The 19,151-nt window shown below is 42.1% G+C and carries 24 protein-coding genes; 23 read left to right on the top strand and 1 reads right to left on the bottom strand.

Features of this window, described 5'->3' with window-relative positions; all coding sequences use genetic code 11:
• Window positions 1-106: 106 nt before the first annotated feature.
• Complete coding sequence (locus AC3WTB_RS11835) at window positions 107-1,027, bottom strand: aldo/keto reductase (RefSeq protein WP_041086021.1); 921 nt, start codon at window positions 1,025-1,027, stop codon at window positions 107-109.
• A gap of 168 nt (window positions 1,028-1,195) precedes the next feature.
• Between AC3WTB_RS11835 and AC3WTB_RS11830 the strand changes: the two genes are divergently transcribed.
• The 23 genes from AC3WTB_RS11830 to lysA all read left to right on the top strand — a co-directional run bounded on the left by AC3WTB_RS11830 (window position 1,196) and on the right by lysA (window position 19,151).
• Window positions 1,196-1,753 (top strand): NUDIX hydrolase, encoded by a 558-nt coding sequence (locus tag AC3WTB_RS11830; protein ID WP_034622377.1) that lies wholly within the window; start codon window positions 1,196-1,198, stop codon window positions 1,751-1,753.
• Window positions 1,750-2,931, top strand: a complete 1,182-nt coding sequence (locus AC3WTB_RS11825; protein ID WP_047202232.1) for a TIGR00375 family protein — start codon at window positions 1,750-1,752, stop codon at window positions 2,929-2,931. Before AC3WTB_RS11830 ends, AC3WTB_RS11825 begins: the two co-directional genes overlap by 4 nt.
• On the top strand, window positions 2,918-3,370 hold the full coding sequence (locus tag AC3WTB_RS11820; protein ID WP_492333758.1) for a GNAT family N-acetyltransferase: 453 nt from the start codon (window positions 2,918-2,920) through the stop codon (window positions 3,368-3,370). Before AC3WTB_RS11825 ends, AC3WTB_RS11820 begins: the two co-directional genes overlap by 14 nt.
• A 69-nt stretch (window positions 3,371-3,439) precedes the next feature.
• Window positions 3,440-3,661 carry a ribosome rescue factor BrfA gene (brfA, locus tag AC3WTB_RS11815; RefSeq protein WP_039179694.1) on the top strand — a complete coding sequence of 74 codons (222 nt, stop codon included), beginning with the start codon at window positions 3,440-3,442 and terminating at the stop codon, window positions 3,659-3,661.
• Window positions 3,662-3,772: 111 nt separating this feature from the next.
• The gene (locus tag AC3WTB_RS11810) at window positions 3,773-4,900 is read left to right on the top strand and encodes a S8 family peptidase (RefSeq protein ID WP_492333757.1); all 1,128 of its coding nucleotides are present in this window, start codon (window positions 3,773-3,775) and stop codon (window positions 4,898-4,900) included.
• A 116-nt stretch (window positions 4,901-5,016) separates the two neighbouring features.
• Window positions 5,017-5,661: a stage II sporulation protein M gene (gene spoIIM, locus AC3WTB_RS11805; RefSeq protein WP_492333756.1), complete on the top strand. Its 645-nt coding sequence runs from the start codon at window positions 5,017-5,019 to the stop codon at window positions 5,659-5,661.
• Between the two features lie 110 nt (window positions 5,662-5,771).
• The gene (gene fur, locus AC3WTB_RS11800) at window positions 5,772-6,224 is read left to right on the top strand and encodes a ferric iron uptake transcriptional regulator (RefSeq protein ID WP_003215577.1); all 453 of its coding nucleotides are present in this window, start codon (window positions 5,772-5,774) and stop codon (window positions 6,222-6,224) included.
• A 117-nt stretch (window positions 6,225-6,341) separates the two neighbouring features.
• Window positions 6,342-6,569, top strand: a complete 228-nt coding sequence (locus AC3WTB_RS11795) for a YqzK family protein (protein WP_024428058.1) — start codon at window positions 6,342-6,344, stop codon at window positions 6,567-6,569.
• Between the two features lie 6 nt (window positions 6,570-6,575).
• Entirely contained in the window at window positions 6,576-7,466 is an 891-nt protein-coding gene (xerD, locus tag AC3WTB_RS11790) for a site-specific tyrosine recombinase XerD (protein ID WP_039179686.1), read from the top strand.
• A gap of 153 nt (window positions 7,467-7,619) precedes the next feature.
• Entirely contained in the window at window positions 7,620-8,804 is a 1,185-nt protein-coding gene (gene deoB, locus AC3WTB_RS11785) for a phosphopentomutase (protein WP_064497560.1), read from the top strand.
• A gap of 11 nt (window positions 8,805-8,815) precedes the next feature.
• On the top strand, window positions 8,816-9,628 hold the full coding sequence (locus AC3WTB_RS11780; protein WP_047204125.1) for a purine-nucleoside phosphorylase: 813 nt from the start codon (window positions 8,816-8,818) through the stop codon (window positions 9,626-9,628).
• Between the two features lie 159 nt (window positions 9,629-9,787).
• On the top strand, window positions 9,788-10,942 hold the full coding sequence (locus tag AC3WTB_RS11775) for a D-alanyl-D-alanine carboxypeptidase family protein (RefSeq protein WP_369880173.1): 1,155 nt from the start codon (window positions 9,788-9,790) through the stop codon (window positions 10,940-10,942).
• Window positions 10,943-11,104: 162 nt separating this feature from the next.
• Window positions 11,105-11,458: an anti-sigma F factor antagonist gene (spoIIAA, locus tag AC3WTB_RS11770; protein ID WP_024422866.1), complete on the top strand. Its 354-nt coding sequence runs from the start codon at window positions 11,105-11,107 to the stop codon at window positions 11,456-11,458.
• A complete protein-coding gene (spoIIAB, locus tag AC3WTB_RS11765) occupies window positions 11,455-11,895 on the top strand; it encodes an anti-sigma F factor (RefSeq protein WP_024422865.1) in 441 nt (146 codons plus the stop codon). Before spoIIAA ends, spoIIAB begins: the two co-directional genes overlap by 4 nt.
• A gap of 13 nt (window positions 11,896-11,908) precedes the next feature.
• Window positions 11,909-12,676 carry an RNA polymerase sporulation sigma factor SigF gene (gene sigF, locus AC3WTB_RS11760; RefSeq protein WP_024422864.1) on the top strand — a complete coding sequence of 256 codons (768 nt, stop codon included), beginning with the start codon at window positions 11,909-11,911 and terminating at the stop codon, window positions 12,674-12,676.
• A 114-nt stretch (window positions 12,677-12,790) separates the two neighbouring features.
• Window positions 12,791-13,411, top strand: coding sequence for a stage V sporulation protein AA (locus tag AC3WTB_RS11755; RefSeq protein WP_059377134.1), 621 nt, complete (start codon window positions 12,791-12,793; stop codon window positions 13,409-13,411).
• Window positions 13,401-13,817: a stage V sporulation protein AB gene (locus tag AC3WTB_RS11750; RefSeq protein ID WP_039179670.1), complete on the top strand. Its 417-nt coding sequence runs from the start codon at window positions 13,401-13,403 to the stop codon at window positions 13,815-13,817. Before AC3WTB_RS11755 ends, AC3WTB_RS11750 begins: the two co-directional genes overlap by 11 nt.
• A 20-nt stretch (window positions 13,818-13,837) precedes the next feature.
• Entirely contained in the window at window positions 13,838-14,290 is a 453-nt protein-coding gene (gene spoVAC, locus AC3WTB_RS11745; protein WP_058837983.1) for a stage V sporulation protein AC, read from the top strand.
• A 12-nt stretch (window positions 14,291-14,302) separates the two neighbouring features.
• Window positions 14,303-15,319, top strand: a complete 1,017-nt coding sequence (gene spoVAD / locus AC3WTB_RS11740; RefSeq protein ID WP_039179664.1) for a stage V sporulation protein AD — start codon at window positions 14,303-14,305, stop codon at window positions 15,317-15,319.
• Entirely contained in the window at window positions 15,319-15,669 is a 351-nt protein-coding gene (gene spoVAE / locus AC3WTB_RS11735) for a stage V sporulation protein AE (protein ID WP_007501045.1), read from the top strand. The genes spoVAD and spoVAE overlap by 1 nt, the downstream gene beginning before the upstream one ends.
• Before the next feature lie 6 nt (window positions 15,670-15,675).
• On the top strand, window positions 15,676-16,284 hold the full coding sequence (gene spoVAEA, locus AC3WTB_RS11730) for a stage V sporulation protein SpoVABEA (protein WP_047204121.1): 609 nt from the start codon (window positions 15,676-15,678) through the stop codon (window positions 16,282-16,284).
• Window positions 16,238-17,710 (top strand): spore germination protein, encoded by a 1,473-nt coding sequence (locus AC3WTB_RS11725; protein ID WP_047204120.1) that lies wholly within the window; start codon window positions 16,238-16,240, stop codon window positions 17,708-17,710. Before spoVAEA ends, AC3WTB_RS11725 begins: the two co-directional genes overlap by 47 nt.
• 115 nt (window positions 17,711-17,825) lie before the next feature.
• Window positions 17,826-19,151: a diaminopimelate decarboxylase gene (lysA, locus tag AC3WTB_RS11720; RefSeq protein WP_058837980.1), complete on the top strand. Its 1,326-nt coding sequence runs from the start codon at window positions 17,826-17,828 to the stop codon at window positions 19,149-19,151.

Raw genomic sequence — 19,151 nt, 5'->3', positions numbered from 1 at the left:
GGCTTTTAGCCCCTCCTTATTTTATATAGAGAAAAACATAAAAAAATGTAGAAAAACATGAGTTTTTCTACATTCTGACGAGATCAAATGATGTGATTTTTTCTTATTAGGATCGGTGCGCTTCATACACAAACGGTTTTGTATAGTAAGTTACTGCTTTGACTTCTTGGTCACTTAAAGAACGTGCATTTGCTGCTGCTATGTTTTCTTTTAACTGATCCACCGAGCTCGCGCCAAATACAACGGAACTGACCGCAGAATGTTTCAGTACATATTGAATGGACAGTTCGGTGAGGGACAGGTCATAAGCGACTTTCTTTAAAGAAGGAATGATCTGCTGGAGCTCTTCAAATGAATATTGAAGATAGCCGTTTTTTTGAATCGCTGCACTTGCTTGAGAAAGTGGTTTTTCAGTTAATAATCCTTTCGCTAAAGGGCCTCTTGCGACGACGCTAATGCTTTGTTCTTCAAGAAGAGAGAACCATTCTTCCGGGCGGCGGTCGAGTAAGCTATATTGCATCATCACGCTTACGATATTGGACTTTTTGGCATATTCTTTAATGACATTTGGGCGGATAGATGAAATGCCATAATAGCGAATAACGCCTTCCTCTACTAATTCTTCAAAAGCCTCAATCGTTTCATCAATGGGGTCATCAATCGTGCCTCCATGCAATTGATATAAATCAATATAATCTGTTTGAAGCCGCTTGAGGCTTTGTTTTACTGCTTCCTTTATGTACGCCTTTGAAGGGTCCCAGTCCCAGCCTGGTTTGCCTTTTTCAAAGCGGTTGCCGCCTTTTGTCGCCAAAATCAAATCTTGCCGTCTATTTTTGATGGCTTCCCCAACAATTTCCTCATTTGTCCCAAAATCATATAAATCGGCTGTATCCAAATAGTTAATTCCGAGATCAATGGCCTCATCTAATAAAGAGAGCGCTTTTTCTTTATCAGTCCCAAGAGACATGCATCCTAGTGCCGCCTCGCTCACTAAAAGATCTGAGGTGCCAATTCGTCTTTTTTTCAATTCCATCACACTCCTATCCTTTCACATTAAGTGAAAAAAATCAGGAATTCAAGCTAGGTGATTTCAAATGGCGCATTGAAGCAAGCGTTTCGCTTTTCGCTTCTCTTAAATCATCTATGTTAAAATAAATGAAGTAAAAAGTGAAAGTAGAACGAGGAGCTGACAAAATTGAAGGACTTTGAAGAAAAAACATTATCGTCGAAAGAATTATACAACGGAAAAATCATTGATTTGGTACTTGAAGATGTAGAATTGCCTAACGGAAAACAAGGCAAACGCGAAATCATTAAACATCCTGGTGCAGTAGCTGTCATTGCACGTACAGACGAAAATAAAATCATCTTGGTCAAACAATACCGTAAAGCACTAGAGAGAGCCATCGTTGAAATTCCGGCTGGAAAACTAGAAAAAGGGGAAGAGCCGGCACATACAGCATTAAGAGAATTAGAAGAAGAAACAGGATATACAACTCAGCAGCTTCAAAAGCTGACGGCCTTTTATACATCACCTGGTTTTGCAGATGAAATTGTTCACATTTATCTAGCCGATCAGCTAGTTCCGCTTGAAGAAAAAAGAGAGCTGGATGAAGATGAATTTGTCGAAGTAATGGAAGTTTCATTAGAAGAAGCCTTGCACCTCATTGAACAGCAGCATATTTACGATGCAAAAACAGCCTATGCCATTCAATACTTACAACTGCAAGAGGTACTTGAGTCAACAAAATGAAGGAATTTTTTGCAGACATCCATATTCATATTGGCAGAACAAGAACAGGCAGAGCTGTCAAAATTACAGGTGCAAGGTCATTGACAATTGACCAAATTCTCATTGAAGCAGCAGAAAGTAAAGGGATGGGGATGATTGGTGTGATAGATGCACAATCTCCAGAAGTCTTAGAAGAGTTAATAGAGGGTGTAGAGGAAGGCCGGTACACGGAACTAAATGACGGCGGTCTATCATTTGGACCGACAGTGCTGCTTTTAGGCAGTGAATTAGAGATCAATGATGACCATTCAAAAGGTCCGATTCATGTGCTGGCATTTATGCCCACACTACACAAAATGTCTGAGTTCTCCGCATGGCTTTCGCTTCATATGAAAAATGTGCATTTGAGTTCACAGCGCCTCTATGTTGATGGGAAAACACTTCAGCGCAAAGTAAAGGAGCTAGGAGGATTGTTTATTCCTGCTCATATTTTTACGCCGCATAAAAGTCTATACGGCAAAGGGGTGAACACTTCTTTAACGGAAGTATTTGACCCTGATCTTATTGATGCTGTTGAGCTTGGTCTTAGCTGTGATACGTCAATGGCTTCCCGGCTGAGTGAGCTGAACCGGTATCCCTTTTTAACGAATTCAGATGCTCATTCTTTAGGGAAAATCGCGCGAGAATATACAAAAATCAAAATGGATCATGCCTCTTTTGCCGAATTCAAGCTAGCCCTTGAAGAAAAAGATGGTAGAGCTGTCACAGGAAATTATGGACTTGCTCCGCGGCTTGGGAAGTATTATCATACGACCTGCGAGAAATGCGGGGTAAGACCTCACGCATCAGATCAGGAAGAGTGCCACGAATGCGGACATACCCGGATGACAAAAGGAGTAAGTGAGCGTTTAAAAGAGCTTGCTGACCAAGAAAGTGAAAAAAGAATGAGACCTCCTTATGTTCATCAGCTCCCGCTCCAGTTTATTCCGGGTGTTGGACCTAAAACGCTGGAGAAGCTAAAAGCCGTGTTTCACACAGAGATGAATATTCTGCATCAAGCAACAGAACAAGAACTAAAAGCCGTTTTGCCAGAAAAGACAGCGGGCTACATCATCAAAGCAAGAAAGGGCGAAGTCGGACTAATCGCTGGTGGAGGCGGAGTGTACGGTAAGGTGGATATCAATCATGAGTCACATTAAATGGACATGTCAAACGTTTGAACAATTGTCAAAAGAGGATCTTTACTTGATTCTTATGGAAAGAGTCAACGTGTTTGTTGTAGAACAAACATGCCCTTACCCTGAAATTGATCACAGGGACCAAGAAGCAATTCATCTCATCGCAAAAAAGAATGGCACCATTGTGGCTTATTGCCGAATTTTTCAAAACGGGATCGTGTACAAAGAGGCGTCCATCGGCCGCGTTCTTGTGACGCAGGCCGGCCGGAAAAAAGGGTATGGAAAGATGCTGCTCATCAAGGCTTTGGAAAAGCTTAGTGAACTAGGTGAAACAAGTGTCAAAATACAGGCGCAATCCTACCTGAAGTCATTTTACGAATCATTTGGTTTCAAGGCCGTCTCAGATGTTTATGATGAAGATGGGATTCCGCATCTTGATATGGTAAAAACAGAAAGATAGACGTATTTACGTCTATCTTTTTTTATGTAACATCGTGTATCATAACGTCAACGAAAGGGGTTTTGCCAAATGGGAAAAAGCAAAGCAAAGAAAAAACGAGAGCATATCCAAAGACAGCACAGCCGTAATCCAGAACTGTCGAGAGGAAACATGCCGCATTTTAGCACACACGAAAGGAAGACAAAAACAAAACAAGAAGTCTTGCAGCACATGATGAAAAAACATAAAGGACGAAATGCTTATGATCACTATCAAGAGGATCATAAGCATTTTTATTTTGCTTTTTTGTGACAACTAGATCAAATAAATGGAAAAATTTTTAAAAATAGGACAAACGGTCGTTTCTTTTTGTCTAAAAATGTAGTTAAATGACAAAAAGAAACGAAAGGGAGAGTGAGTATTGTGAACGTCAAGTCATTTGGAGCAGGGCTTTGGGCAAGTGTGCTTGTGGCATCGGTCATGTTTGGCGCGTCAGATATTTCTGCAAAGGAACAAGCAAAAAAAGAGTACATGATCGGCTTTTCTTCTTCCGTTCAAGACAAAATACAAAAACAGCTTGTAGAAGAAGCTGGCGGGCATGTGAAAGAATCCATAGAGCAAATAGATATGATGAAAGTGTCGTTGAATGAGACATCGAAAAAGAAACTGAATGAAGCAAAAGAAGTGACCTTCATTGAGGAAGACCAAAAAGCAAAAACAAGCAGTCAAACTGTTCCATATGGCATCAAAAGCATCAAAGCACAAAAGGTACATAAACAAGGATACGCTGGACAGAATGTCAAAGTAGCAGTTCTAGACAGCGGTATCGACGGCAAACATGAGGATTTACATGTCACCGGCGGGGTGAGCTTTGTACCGACAGAGTCTGATCCGTTTGTAGATCCGCATAAACATGGGACGCATGTGGCAGGGACAATTGCCGCTTTAGATAATAAGGTAGGTGTCGTTGGTGTTGCGCCAAAAGCCTCTATCTATGCTGTCAAGGTGGCAGATGAAAATGGTGACGGCTACTATAGCTGGATCATAAAAGGGATTGAATGGGCCATTGAGAATGACATGGATGTCATCAATATTAGTATGGGGGGAGCAAGTGAATCTGAGGCGCTGAAAGAAGCGGTAGATCGAGCGTATGATAAAGGGATTCTCATTGTGGCTTCTGCAGGGAATGAAGGAAGTTATGGCTCTCTCAATACGATTGACTATCCGGCTAAATACAGCTCCGTGATGGCTGTTGCCTCTGTTGACCAAAAAAAGCAAAGAGCTTTTGATTCATCTGTTGGCGAAGAACTGGAAGTCTCAGCACCAGGCGTTTCAACGCTGAGCACCATTCCTCATAACGAATATGGCTACATGAGTGGAACGTCAATGGCATCACCGCATGTAACGGGCGCTGCGGCTGTCATTCTATCAAAACATCCGAATCTGACTAACGATGAAGTGCGTGAGAGACTGTCAAAAACGGCGTCAAAACTTGGAGAACCTTTTTATTACGGTGCCGGGCTTGTGAACGTACAAAAAGCCGCACGATAAATGAAAAAGAGAAAGCAGTGAGCAGGCTGCTTTCTCTTTTTTCTTTCAATAAAACTGTCATGTTTCGTAATCTCTCTCATAGAATCTAGTAACCTTACGATTTGGGAGGAAGACACATGCGGAAAAAGTCTTGGAAGGAGCATCTTCTTCAGCACGTAAAAGATCATCTCTCGATTTATTTATTTGTCTCTGTACTCTTTTTAATGGGTGTGATCTTCGGTGCCATCATTGTCAATAGCATGACATTCAGCCAGAAAGAGGATTTATTCTATTATTTAAATCAATTTTTTGGTCAGCTGACGAATGAGAAAGCAGCAGAATCAAAAGAAATGTTTTTACAAAGCTTCCTGCATCATATGAAATATTTAGGCCTTATGTGGATACTGGGAATATCCATCATTGGTCTGCCGCTCATCTTTCTCATGATCTTTTTAAAAGGAATTGTTGTTGGATTTACTGTTGGTTTTCTCGTGAATCAAATGGGGCTGAGTGGATTTTTTCTCTCGTTTGTATCGGTGCTTCCGCAAAACATTCTGCTTATTCCAGCCTATTTAGTGATTGGCACCTGTGCGATTGCGTTTTCCATCCGTCTCATTGGACAGCTCTTCATGAAAAAAACCATCAGTCAAGCACCCGTCCAGTGGTTTGGCCGGTATGCATCGGTTCTGCTGATGATTTTAGCGCTTGCTGCACTTTCATCTTTTTTTGAATCGTACATATCATTCATGCTGATGAAAAAGCTGGCAGGTATTATTTTATAATTGTTATTAATTAATAATCAATTTATTTATCAATTTAAAATGATTATAGTTGGCTCTCAGCACATCATTTGATATAATGATCAAGTAATGTGGCGTAGGAGGGAAAGTCAATGGAAAATAGGATTGATCGAATTAAGAAACAGCTTCATTCTTCCAGCTACAAGCTCACGCCACAGCGTGAAGCCACAGTAAGAGTACTGCTTGAGAATGAAGAAGACCATTTAAGTGCAGAAGATGTATACCTCCTCGTAAAAGAGAAGTCTCCTGAAATTGGTCTTGCTACTGTTTATCGGACGTTAGAATTGCTCACTGAACTGAAAGTTGTTGATAAAATTAACTTTGGAGACGGCGTTTCGCGATATGATCTTCGCAAAGAAGGAGCCGCTCACTTCCATCACCATCTTGTCTGCATGGAATGCGGAACAGTCGATGAGATAGAAGATGATTTATTAGAAGATGTCGAAGAGATTATTGAACGTGACTGGAAATTTAAAATTAAGGATCATAGATTGACATTCCATGGTATTTGCCACCGGTGTCATGATGATGAATCCGGCAAATAATCCGAATTGGAACCTTTTCATTTAAGATGAAGAGGTTTTTTGCATTTTCGCTGTATATTCCTTGTCCTACCTGGCATATGCTGAAGTAATGAGAAGGTGAGAAAGGACTTGAAGATCATGCGAAAATGGCTCAAAACAACAGGTGAAGTGATCAAAGTATTTATCTTGTTCACAGGTTTTACCGTCCTGTTCTATTATGCTATGATATGGATAAATTCAGAATATGAAAGCTACCATCGTTATGATAAACCAGAGGGTGCAGCAATTAAAGTGATGGAAATGGATCAGCCGAATCAAGACAATTGGCAAGACCGATTGATTTATTTTTATCAAAACGGGGAGTAGAAATCATTGAACGATCAATTATCCGACTTTATTCATTTTATGACCGTAGAGAGAGGACTCTCTGAAAATACCATTGTTTCTTATAAAAGAGATTTGCAGAACTACTTGTCTTTTTTAATGACACATGAACAGCTGACGGATATTAGCGATGTCACGCGCCTGCATATCATTCATTATTTAAAGCAGTTAAAAGAGGAAGGGAAATCGAGTAAAACGTCTGTACGGCATCTATCATCGATCCGTTCCTTTCATCAATTTCTGCTTCGGGAAAAAGTGACAACGGATGACCCGTCATGGAACATTGAAACGCAAAAAACAGAGCGGACATTACCGAAAGTTCTATCATTAGGGGAGGTCGAAAAACTGCTTGATACACCAAATCAGCACACTCCCTTTGACTACCGAGACAAAGCAATGCTTGAGCTCTTATATGCAACAGGCATTCGCGTCAGTGAAATGCTGGATCTGACCCTTGCCGATGTGCACCTCACAATGGGCTTTATCCGCTGTTTTGGAAAAGGAAGAAAAGAGCGAATTGTGCCAATCGGTGAAGCTGCCGCAAGCGCAATTGAAGAATATATCGAAAAGGGAAGAAGCAAGCTGTTAAAAAAACAGCCGTCCGATGCCCTGTTTCTCAATCATCACGGGAAAAAAATGTCGCGCCAGGGCTTCTGGAAGAACTTAAAGAAACGAGCCATTGAAGCAGGGATTCAAAAGGAGCTGACGCCTCATACGCTCAGACATTCATTTGCTACACACCTGCTTGAAAACGGTGCGGACTTAAGAGCTGTACAGGAGATGCTCGGACATGCCGATATCTCAACAACACAAATTTATACACATGTGACGAAAACAAGACTGAAAGATGTGTATCACAAATTCCATCCAAGGGCATAAGTAAAGCATGACACGATGAACGGGTGTCATGCTTTTTCATCTTTACACCGTTTATGGTTGTCAACTGGCTTGTAAACGGTTTATACTTGAGATGTCTGACCTCTTACTGTTTGTAAGGTCAAAAGACAAGAATATTGAAGGAGGCGCTTTTTAATGCCTGATTATCAGTATAAACGCATTTTCCTCGTCGTAATGGATTCAGTAGGGATTGGGGAAGCACCAGATGCTGCTGATTTTAATGATGTAGGTGCAGATACACTTGGACATATTGCTGAAAAAATGAACGGGCTTCATATGCCGAATATGGCGAAGCTTGGGCTGAGTCATATTAAAGAAATCAAAGGAATTCCAGCGGATGAAAAACCGCTTGCGTATTATGGAAAAATGCAAGAAGCATCAAATGGTAAAGACACAATGACAGGGCATTGGGAAATCATGGGTCTTTACATAGACACACCGTTCAAAGTCTTTCCAGACGGATTCCCAGATGAACTATTAAATGAATTAAAAGAAAAAACTGGCCGAGGTATTATTGGAAATAAACCTGCGTCTGGTACGGAAATTTTAGATGAGCTTGGCGAAGAGCACATGAAAACAGGCGATTTAATCGTTTATACATCTGCGGATTCTGTGCTGCAAATTGCTGCGCACGAAGAAGTTGTGCCATTAGATGAGCTTTACCGTATTTGTGAAATTGCCCGTGAACTCACATTAGATGAAAAATATATGGTTGGACGGATTATCGCTCGTCCGTTTGTCGGAGAGCCTGATGCTTTTGTTAGAACACCAAACCGTCATGATTATGCGTTAAAACCATTTGACCGTACAGTTATGAATGAACTCAAAGATGATGGGCTCGATGTCATTGCGATCGGAAAAATCTCTGATATTTATGACGGCGAAGGAATCACATCATCTCTTAGAACAAAATCGAACATGGATGGAATGGACAAGCTGGTCGATACACTTAAAACAGACTTTACAGGACTCAGCTTTTTGAACCTTGTTGATTTTGACGCTCTTTACGGACATAGAAGAGATCCAGAGGGTTATGGAAAAGCATTAGAGGAATTTGACGCACGTCTTCCTGAAGTGTTTGACCTGTTGAAAGAGGATGATCTTCTTGTGATCACAGCAGATCATGGAAATGACCCGGTTCATCACGGAACAGATCATACAAGAGAATACGTTCCGCTCATTGCTTACAGCAAAAAGCATCAGGAAGCAAATGAACTGCCAACAGCAAAAACATTTGCTGATCTTGGGGCAACCGTTGCCGATAATTTCAAGATAGCGATGCCAAAATACGGAACAAGCTTTTTATCTAAACTCAAATAGGGGGAAATCTCGTGGGAGCACAGTTTTCAGAAGCGGCGGCATATATTAAACAAGCATCGACATATGTACCAACAGTTGGATTGATTTTAGGATCAGGGCTTGGCATTTTAGCAGATGAGATTGAAAATCCAATCAAAATAAAATATGAAGATATTCCCGGATTCCCTGTTTCAACAGTAGAGGGACATGCAGGGCAGCTCGTGATCGGAACGCTGAAAGGCACTGTCGTTTGCGCGATGCAAGGACGTTTTCATTTCTATGAAGGGTATGATATGAAGCAAGTGACGTTTCCTGTCCGTGTGATGAAAGAAATTGGTATTGAAACATGCATTGTCACAAATGCAGCCGGCGGAGTGAATACTTCATTCCGTCCAGGAGACCTCATGCTGATCACAGATCATATCAATATGATGGGAACCAATCCATTAATTGGCCCAAATGACAGTCAAGGCGTTCGTTTCCCTGATATGTCTGCACCGTACGATAAAGAATTGCTGGCACTTGCAGCAGAAACAGCCCAGCGTTTAGGTATATCTGTACAGCAAGGGGTTTATGCAGGGATGACAGGCCCTTCATATGAAACACCTGCTGAAGTTCGTTTCCTTAGAACGCTTGGAGCAGATGCGGTAGGAATGTCGACTGTTCCAGAAGTCATTGTTGCGCGTCATGCAGGAATCAAAGTACTTGGCATTTCATGCATTTCCAATGCGGCATCTGGTATTTTGGATCAGCCGCTGTCACATGATGAAGTGATCGAAGTAACGGAAAAAGTGAAAGCAAGTTTTCTTGATTTAGTAAAAGACATTGTCAAACAACTTTCATAGCATGTGTCCAGAAGCCTTCTGCTACCCAAGCAGAAGGCTTTTTTTATTTGCAATCATACGATCTCTGAATAAAACAGCCTGTATGAGGAAAAAATAGAAAGGATTACGATAATGGAGGTCTGCCACTTGAAACGTCATATATGTGCATTGTTTATTTTAATGATCCTTATCTCAATGGTTTCACCATCTGCGACAGCAAAAGAAAAGATTGAAAAACCAGGAGAAAAACAAACATCAGAATTGGCACACGAAGCCAAATCAGCGATCTTAATAGAACGTGACACGGGAAAGGTGCTTTACAACAAAAACAGCGATGAAAAGCTTGCACCCGCAAGTATGACCAAAATCATGACGATGCTTCTCATCATGGAAGCTATAGATCACGGTAAACTGAAAATGACAGACAAGGTCAGAACGAGCGACTATGCAGCGTCCATGGGAGGGTCGCAAATCTTCCTTGAACCAGGAGAAGAAATGACCGTGAAAGAAATGCTGAAAGGCATTGCGATTGCGTCAGGAAATGATGCTTCAGTTGCCATGGCAGAGCATATTGCAGGATCTGAAGAACAGTTCGTAGAGCAGATGAACAAAAGGGCGAAAGAGCTTGGCCTCACCTCAACAGTCTTTCAAAACCCAACAGGGCTCCCTGAAAAAGACCACTACAGCACAGCTCACGATATGGCAATAATGGCAAAAGAGCTGTTGAAATATGAACAAATCACCAAATTCACAGGTGTCTACGAAGACTATCTACGGCAAAACACAGATAAAAAATTCTGGCTTGTAAACACAAACCGTCTGATTAAATTTTATCCAGGTGTCGATGGGGTGAAAACCGGTTTTACAGGCGAAGCGAAATACTGTTTAACTGCATCTGCTAAAAAAGGCAACATGCGCGTCATTGCGGTTGTCTTCGGTGCAAGCACTCCGAAAGACAGAAACGCTCAGGTAGTCAAAATGCTGGACTACGCATTTAGTCAATATACGACTCATCCGCTTTACAAACGAGGGCAAGATGTGGCGGAGGTCAAAGTGAGCAAAGGGAAAAAGAAAAATATTCAGCTCGTTACTTCTGAACCGATCTCCCTTCTAACGAAAAAAGGCGAAAATGTGGATCAGATCAAAAAAGAAATCAAATTGTCTCATGATGTCAAGGCTCCATTTTCAAAAGGAACGGAACTTGGTACGATCGTCTTGAAAAAAGACGGAAAAGTGCTGCATGAAAGTCCTGTAGAAGCAAAAGAAGGAATGGAAAAGGCAGGCATTTGGACTTTCTTCAAACGAGCAATGGCTGATTTTGTGAAATGGAAATAAAAGGCGAAAGGCTGCTGAAATGGGCAGTCTTTTTGCTATGAGGAAAAAGAAAAGAACATCTAAATGTGACGAATGGTCACTAGTTTTGTCATGGTGAAGGATTTACTTCATATAAAAGAGAAACACTCTTTATCCGAAATTAGAGCAAGGAGGAATAAAAAGATGAGCCTTGGTATTGATTTTCAAGTAAAAGAGAGCGTACTTTGCATTCGGTTAACAGGAGAGCTCGATCATCACTCCGCAGAAACATTGAGACAAAAGGTGACGAATTATTTGGAAACAGAGGACATTCGCCACATTGTGCTGAATCTGGCTGATTTATCGTTTATGGACAGCTCTGGACTCGGAGTGATTTTAGGAAGATATAAAGAAATTAAGCAGCTCGGCGGAGAAATGGTCGTCTGTGCCATCTCGCCAGCAGTGAATCGGTTATTTGATATGTCTGGTTTGTTTAAAATCATTCGTATGGAGCCTTCAGAGCAAACGGCTTTGCAAACATTGGGGGTGGCGTCATGAGAAATGAAATGAATCTGACTTTTTCGGCATTAAGCCAAAATGAATCGTTTGCGAGGGTGACAGTCGCGGCGTTTATCGCTCAGCTTGATCCGACTTTAGATGAATTAACAGAAATCAAGACCGTCGTATCCGAGGCAGTGACAAACTCCATCATCCATGGCTATGATGGGAATCCAGATGGCAAGGTGCATATCCATGTCACATTAGATGATCATGTCGTCTATCTCACCATCCGTGACGAAGGCATGGGTATTACCGATCTTGAGGAAGCAAGACAGCCGCTTTTTACAACAAAACCAGACTTAGAGCGCTCTGGAATGGGCTTTACCATCATGGAGAATTTTATGGATGATGTCATGGTGGACTCATCTCCAGAAATGGGCACGACCATCCGTTTAACAAAGCATCTATCAAAAAGCAAAGCGCTTTGTAATTAAAGGAGCTGCTCATATGGATGTGGAGGTAAAAAAGCAAGCTAAAAAAGCCCAGCTGTCAAATGATGAAGTCAAAGAGCTCATCAAAAAAAGCCAAGACGGTGATCAGCAAGCAAGAGACCTCCTCGTAGAAAAAAACATGCGTCTTGTTTGGTCCGTTGTTCAGCGCTTTTTAAATAGGGGATATGAACCAGATGATCTGTTTCAGATTGGCTGTATTGGACTGTTGAAATCTGTGGATAAATTTGATTTGTCATATGATGTAAAGTTTTCAACGTACGCCGTCCCAATGATCATCGGGGAAATTCAGCGATTCATTCGAGATGATGGGACGGTTAAAGTGAGCCGGTCATTAAAGGAACTTGGAAATAAAATCCGGCGGGCAAGGGATGAATTGTCTAAGTCTCATGGAAGAATGCCGACCGTGCAAGAAATTGCCGAATACCTTGATATCACACCAGAGGATGTCGTCCTCGCCCAAGAAGCGGTCCGCTCACCATCATCCATTCATGAAACAGTGTATGAAAATGATGGGGATCCGATAACATTGCTTGATCAAATTGCCGATCATTCTGAAGAAAGATGGTTTGACAAAATTGCTCTGAAAGAAGCGATCAAGGAATTAGAAGAAAGGGAAAAACTCATTGTGTATTTAAGGTATTATAAAGACCAGACACAATCTGAGGTTGCAGAAAGACTTGGCATTTCACAGGTGCAAGTCTCAAGGCTTGAAAAGAAAATTTTAAAACAAATCCAAATGCAAATGGATCAAAAAGACAGCTAGCCAATTCGGCTGGCTTTTTTTGTGTGGTAATTACCGGTAAATCAAGTTCTATCAGTATGAGAACCATTTTTCACCACATACTATTTTTAACCCCTCGTATAGGAAGTGACTTGGATGGACGGACAAATCTTTATTCGGCTGCGCCATCGAATCAAGACCGGAATAGATCAGCTCATTTATTTAGAGGATGTCGCCCAAATCACTGGTGATGAGTTTGCTGTGCAAAAGCTTAGCAAAATGCCGGTGTATCATGTCAGCAAAAAGGATCGTCACATCGCCGTTCTTGATATCATGCATGTCGTCAAAACGATCAAAAAAACGTGGCCGGATATCGACATTCAAACCGTTGGCGGCTCTGAGGCCATTGTTGAAATTGATACAGGCAAACGCCAGCTTTCTCCCGTTTTATTTGTGTTTGTATGGCTTCTATTATTTGTCGGAGCGGCGCTTGCCATTATGAATTTCCACGAGGATGTCAGTATGCGGCTCGTTCATATCCGCCTATATGAAATGATCACAGGGAAAACGGTTGAGCATCCGTATTTATTACAAATTCCATATAGCTTTGGACTCGGCCTTGGGATGATTTTGTTTTTCAATCATGTATTTAAAAAGCGTTTAAATGAAGAACCAAGTCCGCTCGAAGTGGAAATGTTTAAATATCAGCTCGATCTCGATCATTATGTCGCACTCAATGAAAATAAAGAAACATTGAAGGATATCCATGATCGGTAAATGGCTTTTTGTCGTACTCGTTGGACTTGGCGGCGGTTTAACAGTCGGAGCAGGATTTGTGGCATTTCTTACAGTGCTTGGCATCATTCCCCGCTTAATGCAATTAACCAAAACGCAGCGCTTCATACAAGGGTACGAGGCGGCAGTCATTAGCGGGGCGGTTGTTGGCGGCTGGGCCACCTTAAGTCAAATACATCTGCATTTAACCAAATGGCTGGCGCTACCGGTCGGTCTTTTATCAGGCATCTTTGTCGGCATGCTTGCAGCTGCACTTACTGAAGTATTAAATGTACTTCCTATATTAACGAAAAGAATTGGAATGGACGGGAAAATTGTTTTGCTGCTCATGGCCATCGTCTTAGGAAAGATATTTGGTTCACTATTTCATTGGCTTATTTATATTTAAGAAATTGGAGGGAACAACACGTGTCGAGTTTAAAAGAGAACTATCCATCTAAGGTGAAAACGTATCAGCCCAAACCTCCTTATGTCCTCAACTGCATCAAGGCGTTTTTAGTTGGTGGCTTGATCTGTCTGATAGGTGAGGGGCTGCAGAATTTCTATATCCACTTTTTTGATTTTAACGAAAAGACAGCAGGGAACCCGACAGTGGCAACCCTCATTTTAATTTCTTCTCTATTAACGGGTATCGGTATTTACGATAGAATCGGCCAGTTTGCTGGAGCGGGATCAGCCGTACCGGTAACAGGCTTTGCTAACAGTATGACAAGTGCTGCCCTTGAGCATAAAAGTGAAGGGCTTGTTTTAGGTGTTGCCACAAATATGTTTAAGCTCGCTGGGAACGTCATTGTGTTCGGTGTCGTCTCGGCATATATCGTAGGGATCATTCGATACATCTTGGAAAAGATGTTTTCGTAGGAGGAATGAAAGGTGAAACTAACAGGTAAACAATCTTGGGTATTTGAGCACAAGCTTTATGTCAATGCAGAAGGAACTGCTGCAGGACCTAAGGAAAAAGAAGGTCCAATTGGACATTTAATTGATAAAACATACGATGAAATGCACTGTGATCAAAAGAACTGGGAAATGGCTGAAAGGAAGCTCATGGATGATGCGATATCAACCGCTTTATCGAAAGCAAATTTGCAAAAAAGCGATATTGATCTGTTGCTAGCTGGAGATTTACTCAACCAGAACGTCACAGCAAACTATGTGGCAAGAGAGCTGAAGATCCCGTTTCTCTGCTTATTTGGAGCATGCTCGACCTCAATGGAATCGGTCGCCATTGCGTCAGCACTCATTGATGGTGGCTTTGCAAATAGAGCCATCGCAGCAACAAGCAGTCACAATGCGACCGCAGAACGCCAATTTCGAAACCCGACCGAATACGGCGGACAAAAGCCAGATACAGCAACAAGTACCGTAACAGGGAGCGGAGCCGTTATTATCAGCCAAGAGCCCTCACAAATTCAAATTACAAGTGCAACGGTAGGCAGGGTCATGGATCTCGGCATTACAGATCCATTTGATATGGGATCGGCCATGGCACCGGCCGCGGCAGACACCATCAAGCAGCATTTAGAAGACTTAGGAAGAACAGTAGATGATTACGATTTGATTTTAACTGGAGATTTATCAGGCATTGGTTCACCGATTTTAAAGGATCTCCTGAAAGAAGAAGGCATCCAGCTTGGGCGAAAACACGATGATTGCGGTTTAATCATCTATACACCCGATCAAAACGTATTCGCTGGAGGCAGCGGCTGTGCTTGTTCAGCTGTTGTGACATTTAGTCATATTTTTCAAGAAATGAAAGCAGGGAATCTGCAAAGAGTACTCGTTGTCGCAACCGGGGCGCTACTCAGCCCAATGATGGTTCAGCAAAAAGAGACCATTCCAACCATTGCGCACGGTGTCGTATTTGAGCGTGCAGGAGGAGAGAGCTAATGGATTATCTTATCGCTTTTGTGGCAGGCGGACTTATTTGTGTCATTGGCCAGCTTTTGCTAGATGTACTCAAACTCACGCCGGCACATGTCATGACTACTTTTGTTGTGGCAGGTACCATTTTAGACGGATTCGGTATTTATGATAAATTTATTGAATTTGCAGGTGCGGGCGCAACCGTACCAATCGTCAGCTTTGGTCATAGCTTGCTTCATGGGGCAATGCACCAGGCAGATGTACATGGATTCATCGGCATCGGTATCGGTATTTTTGAATTAACCTCTGCTGGAATATCAGCTGCGATTTTATTCTCATTTATTATCGCACTGATCTTTAAACCGAAAGGATAACCGAATATGGGGCAAAGACGGAAAGTCATTTTAGTGACAGACGGAGATATATATGCTGCCAAAACCATTGAGCTCGCCGCTAAAAACGTCGGCGGACGATGTATTTCCAGCTCAAAAGGAAATCCAAGCAAACGGACAGGACCTGAACTTGTTCAGATGATTTTAAAAACGCCGTATGATCCAGTCTTTGTGATGTTTGATGATTCTGGACTGACCGGAGAAGGAACAGGCGAGACGGCGATGAAACATGTGGCACGCCACCCTGAAATCGAAGTTATTGGCGCGATTGCAGTTGCATCCAAGACGCACCAAGCCGAATGGACAAAGGTCCATGTCTCCATTGACCGGGAAGGTGAACTGACAGAATACGGTGTCGACAAACACGGTCTTCCCGAAATGGAGCCCCATAAAATGAGCGGGGATACAGTGTATTGTCTTGACTCCCTCAATCTCCCGTTCGTTGTCGGGATTGGAGATATTGGCAAGATGGGACGGAAAGATGATCTGAGCAAGGGATCTCCAATCACGATGAAAGCAGTGGAATTAATATTAGAAAGGAGTGGCTTCCATGAAGAAAGACAAGGTAAACGTGTACCGAGACCCGAAGAAAAATGAAGATTACTTCAAAGAAAATGTCGGAATGGGTCTCAGCTTTGACCTTGGTGTTCGGAAAATTTATATACACGATCAGGAAATCCAGCTTTACTATGTAAACGGGTTGTGTGATACGCAGTATGTCATCTACTTATTAAAAGAACTAATCGAAATCAATGACAACGAACCAGAATCAGATGATCTTGCACATGTAGTCGAGAACCGCCTTGTCAATCAGCAGGTCTCCAAGGTAGAAACGCTGGATGAAGCGGTGGATCAAGTGCTGTCCGGGCTTGTAGCAGTTGTTGTAGAAGGTGAAAACTACGCCTTTATCATTGATGTTAGAAGTTATCCTGGCAGAATGCCTGAGGAGCCGGATACAGAAAAGGTTGTCAGGGGAGCAAGAGACGGATTTGTTGAAAACATTATTGTAAATACAGCGCTTATTCGAAGAAGAGTGCGGGATGAAAAGCTGCGATACAAAATGCTCAAAGTAGGCGAGCGTTCCAAAGCCGATGTTTGTGTTTGCTATATTGAAGATATTGCAGACCCAGATCTTGTAGATATTATAGAAAAAGAAGTATCAGGAATTAAGGTTGATGGGCTGACGATGTCTGATAAAACGATTGAAGAATTTATTATTAAGCAAGGATATAATCCCTTTCCGCTAGTGCGTTACACCGAGCGTCCAGATGTCGCCGCTAACCACATATTAGAAGGGCATGTCATCATCATTACGGATACATCCCCTAGTGTCATCATTACACCAACCACTATTTTTCACCACGTTCAGCATGCAGAAGAATATCGCCAGGCTCCTGCCGTTGGTACATTCCTAAGATGGGTACGCTTTTTAGGCATTTTATGTTCTACCTTTCTTTTGCCGATTTGGTTTCTTTTTATCCTTGAACCAAATCTTCTGCCTGACAATTTAAGCTATATTGGGTTTAACAAACCTTCTCATATCCCTGTGATTCTCCAAGTGTTCCTTGCTGATTTCGGGGTGGAATTTTTAAGGATGGCAGCAATTCATACGCCAACCGCATTGTCGACCGCCATGGGACTGATCGCGGCTGTTTTAATTGGACAAATCGCTATTGATGTCGGTTTGTTTACACCAGAGGTCATCTTATACGTTTCACTGGCGGCGATCGGTACCTTTACAACGCCAAGCTATGAGCTGAGTGTCGCCAATAAGATTGTCAGGCTCATCATCCTAGCACTAGTGGCGATCTTCAAGCTGAATGGACTCATCATTGGTTTTACGTTGTTACTCATTTATTTAACTTCCATTCGTTCATTGCAGACGCCTTATATGTGGCCGTTCCTCCCTTTTAATGGGAAGGCTCTGTGGCAAGTGCTGATTCGGACGTCTGTTCCTGGCTCAAAAGTAAGACCGAGCATCGTTCACCCTCAAAACAGATCAAAAATTCCGCCAAATTCTTAAGGCTCATTGAAAGTGGCTGAAGATTGTGATATTGTATTTTTAACTTTGAGACAAGGCAAAAGGCAGCTCACGCAGCTGCCTTTTTTCAGCCGAAGCGGAGAAAGAGGGAATGACATTGTATTTACACGGCACTTGCAGACAAAATGAACTCGGTCATTTAGAAATTGGTGGTGTTGATGCCGTTTCTTTAGCTGAAACGTATGGGACACCACTTTATGTATATGATGTGGCTTTAATACGGGAGCGCGCAAAAAGCTTTCAAAAAGCATTTATAGAAGAAGAATTAACAGCACAGGTAGCATACGCGAGTAAAGCATTTTCTTCCATCGCCATGTTTCAGCTTGCTAAAGAAGAAGGATTATCTCTTGATGTTGTCTCAGGCGGTGAGCTTCACACAGCCATTTGCGCTGGCTTCCCAGTAGAAAAAATTCATTTCCATGGCAATAATAAAAGCAGAGAAGAATTAAAAATGGCTTTAGAGCATGGGATCGGCTGTATTGTTGTGGATAATTTCTATGAAATGAAGCTCATTGAACAGCTTGGTCAAGAGCTGTCAAAAAAAGTGAAAGTATTGCTCCGCATCACACCTGGTGTCGAAGCGCATACGCATGATTACATTACGACAGGTCAAGAGGATTCAAAATTTGGCTTTGATCTTCACAATGGACAAGCAGATGAAGCGGTGAAACAAGTGCTTCGTTCAGAAGTGATCGAGCTTTTAGGTGTTCATTGTCATATCGGTTCACAAATTTTTGATACGGCTGGTTTTGTCCTTGCGGCAGATAAAATCTTTTTGAAGCTGGATGAATGGAGAGAATCATTTGGTTTTATTTCTACAGTGTTAAACTTAGGCGGCGGCTTTGGGATTCGTTATACAGAAGAGGATGAACCACTTCCTGCGACAGAATATGTCGAGAAAATAATCCAAGCTGTGAAAAAGAACGTGGCCCGCTATGAGTTTGATATGCCGGAGATTTGGATAGAACCAGGCCGTTCTCTCGTTGGAGATGCAGGGACGACTCTTTATACGATCGGATCATCAAAACACGTACCTGGCATCCGCGATTATGTTGCGGTAGATGGCGGAATGAGTGACAACATTCGTCCGGCTTTATATCAAGCGAAATATGAAGCGGCAAGTGCCAATAAAATGAGTCAAACGCATGATCAAACCGTTTCAATTGCCGGTAAATGCTGTGAAAGCGGAGATATGCTCATTTGGGATATCGATCTGCCAGAGTTATCACAAGGGGATTTATTGGCTGTCTTTTGTACCGGAGCTTACGGCTATAGTATGTCAAACAACTATAACCGCATTCCGCGCCCAGCGGTTGTGTTTGTAGAGGACGGGGAAGCGCAGCTTGTGGTTGAGCGTGAAACCTATGAGGACATTGTCAAACTTGATTTACCGTATCAATCAAAAGTGAAATCATCTAATTAA

Source organism: Bacillus sp. EB106-04-04-XG123 (assembly GCF_058791855.1).
Note: the sequence above shows the minus strand (reverse complement) of the source record. Positions and strands in the feature narration are given on the sequence as shown.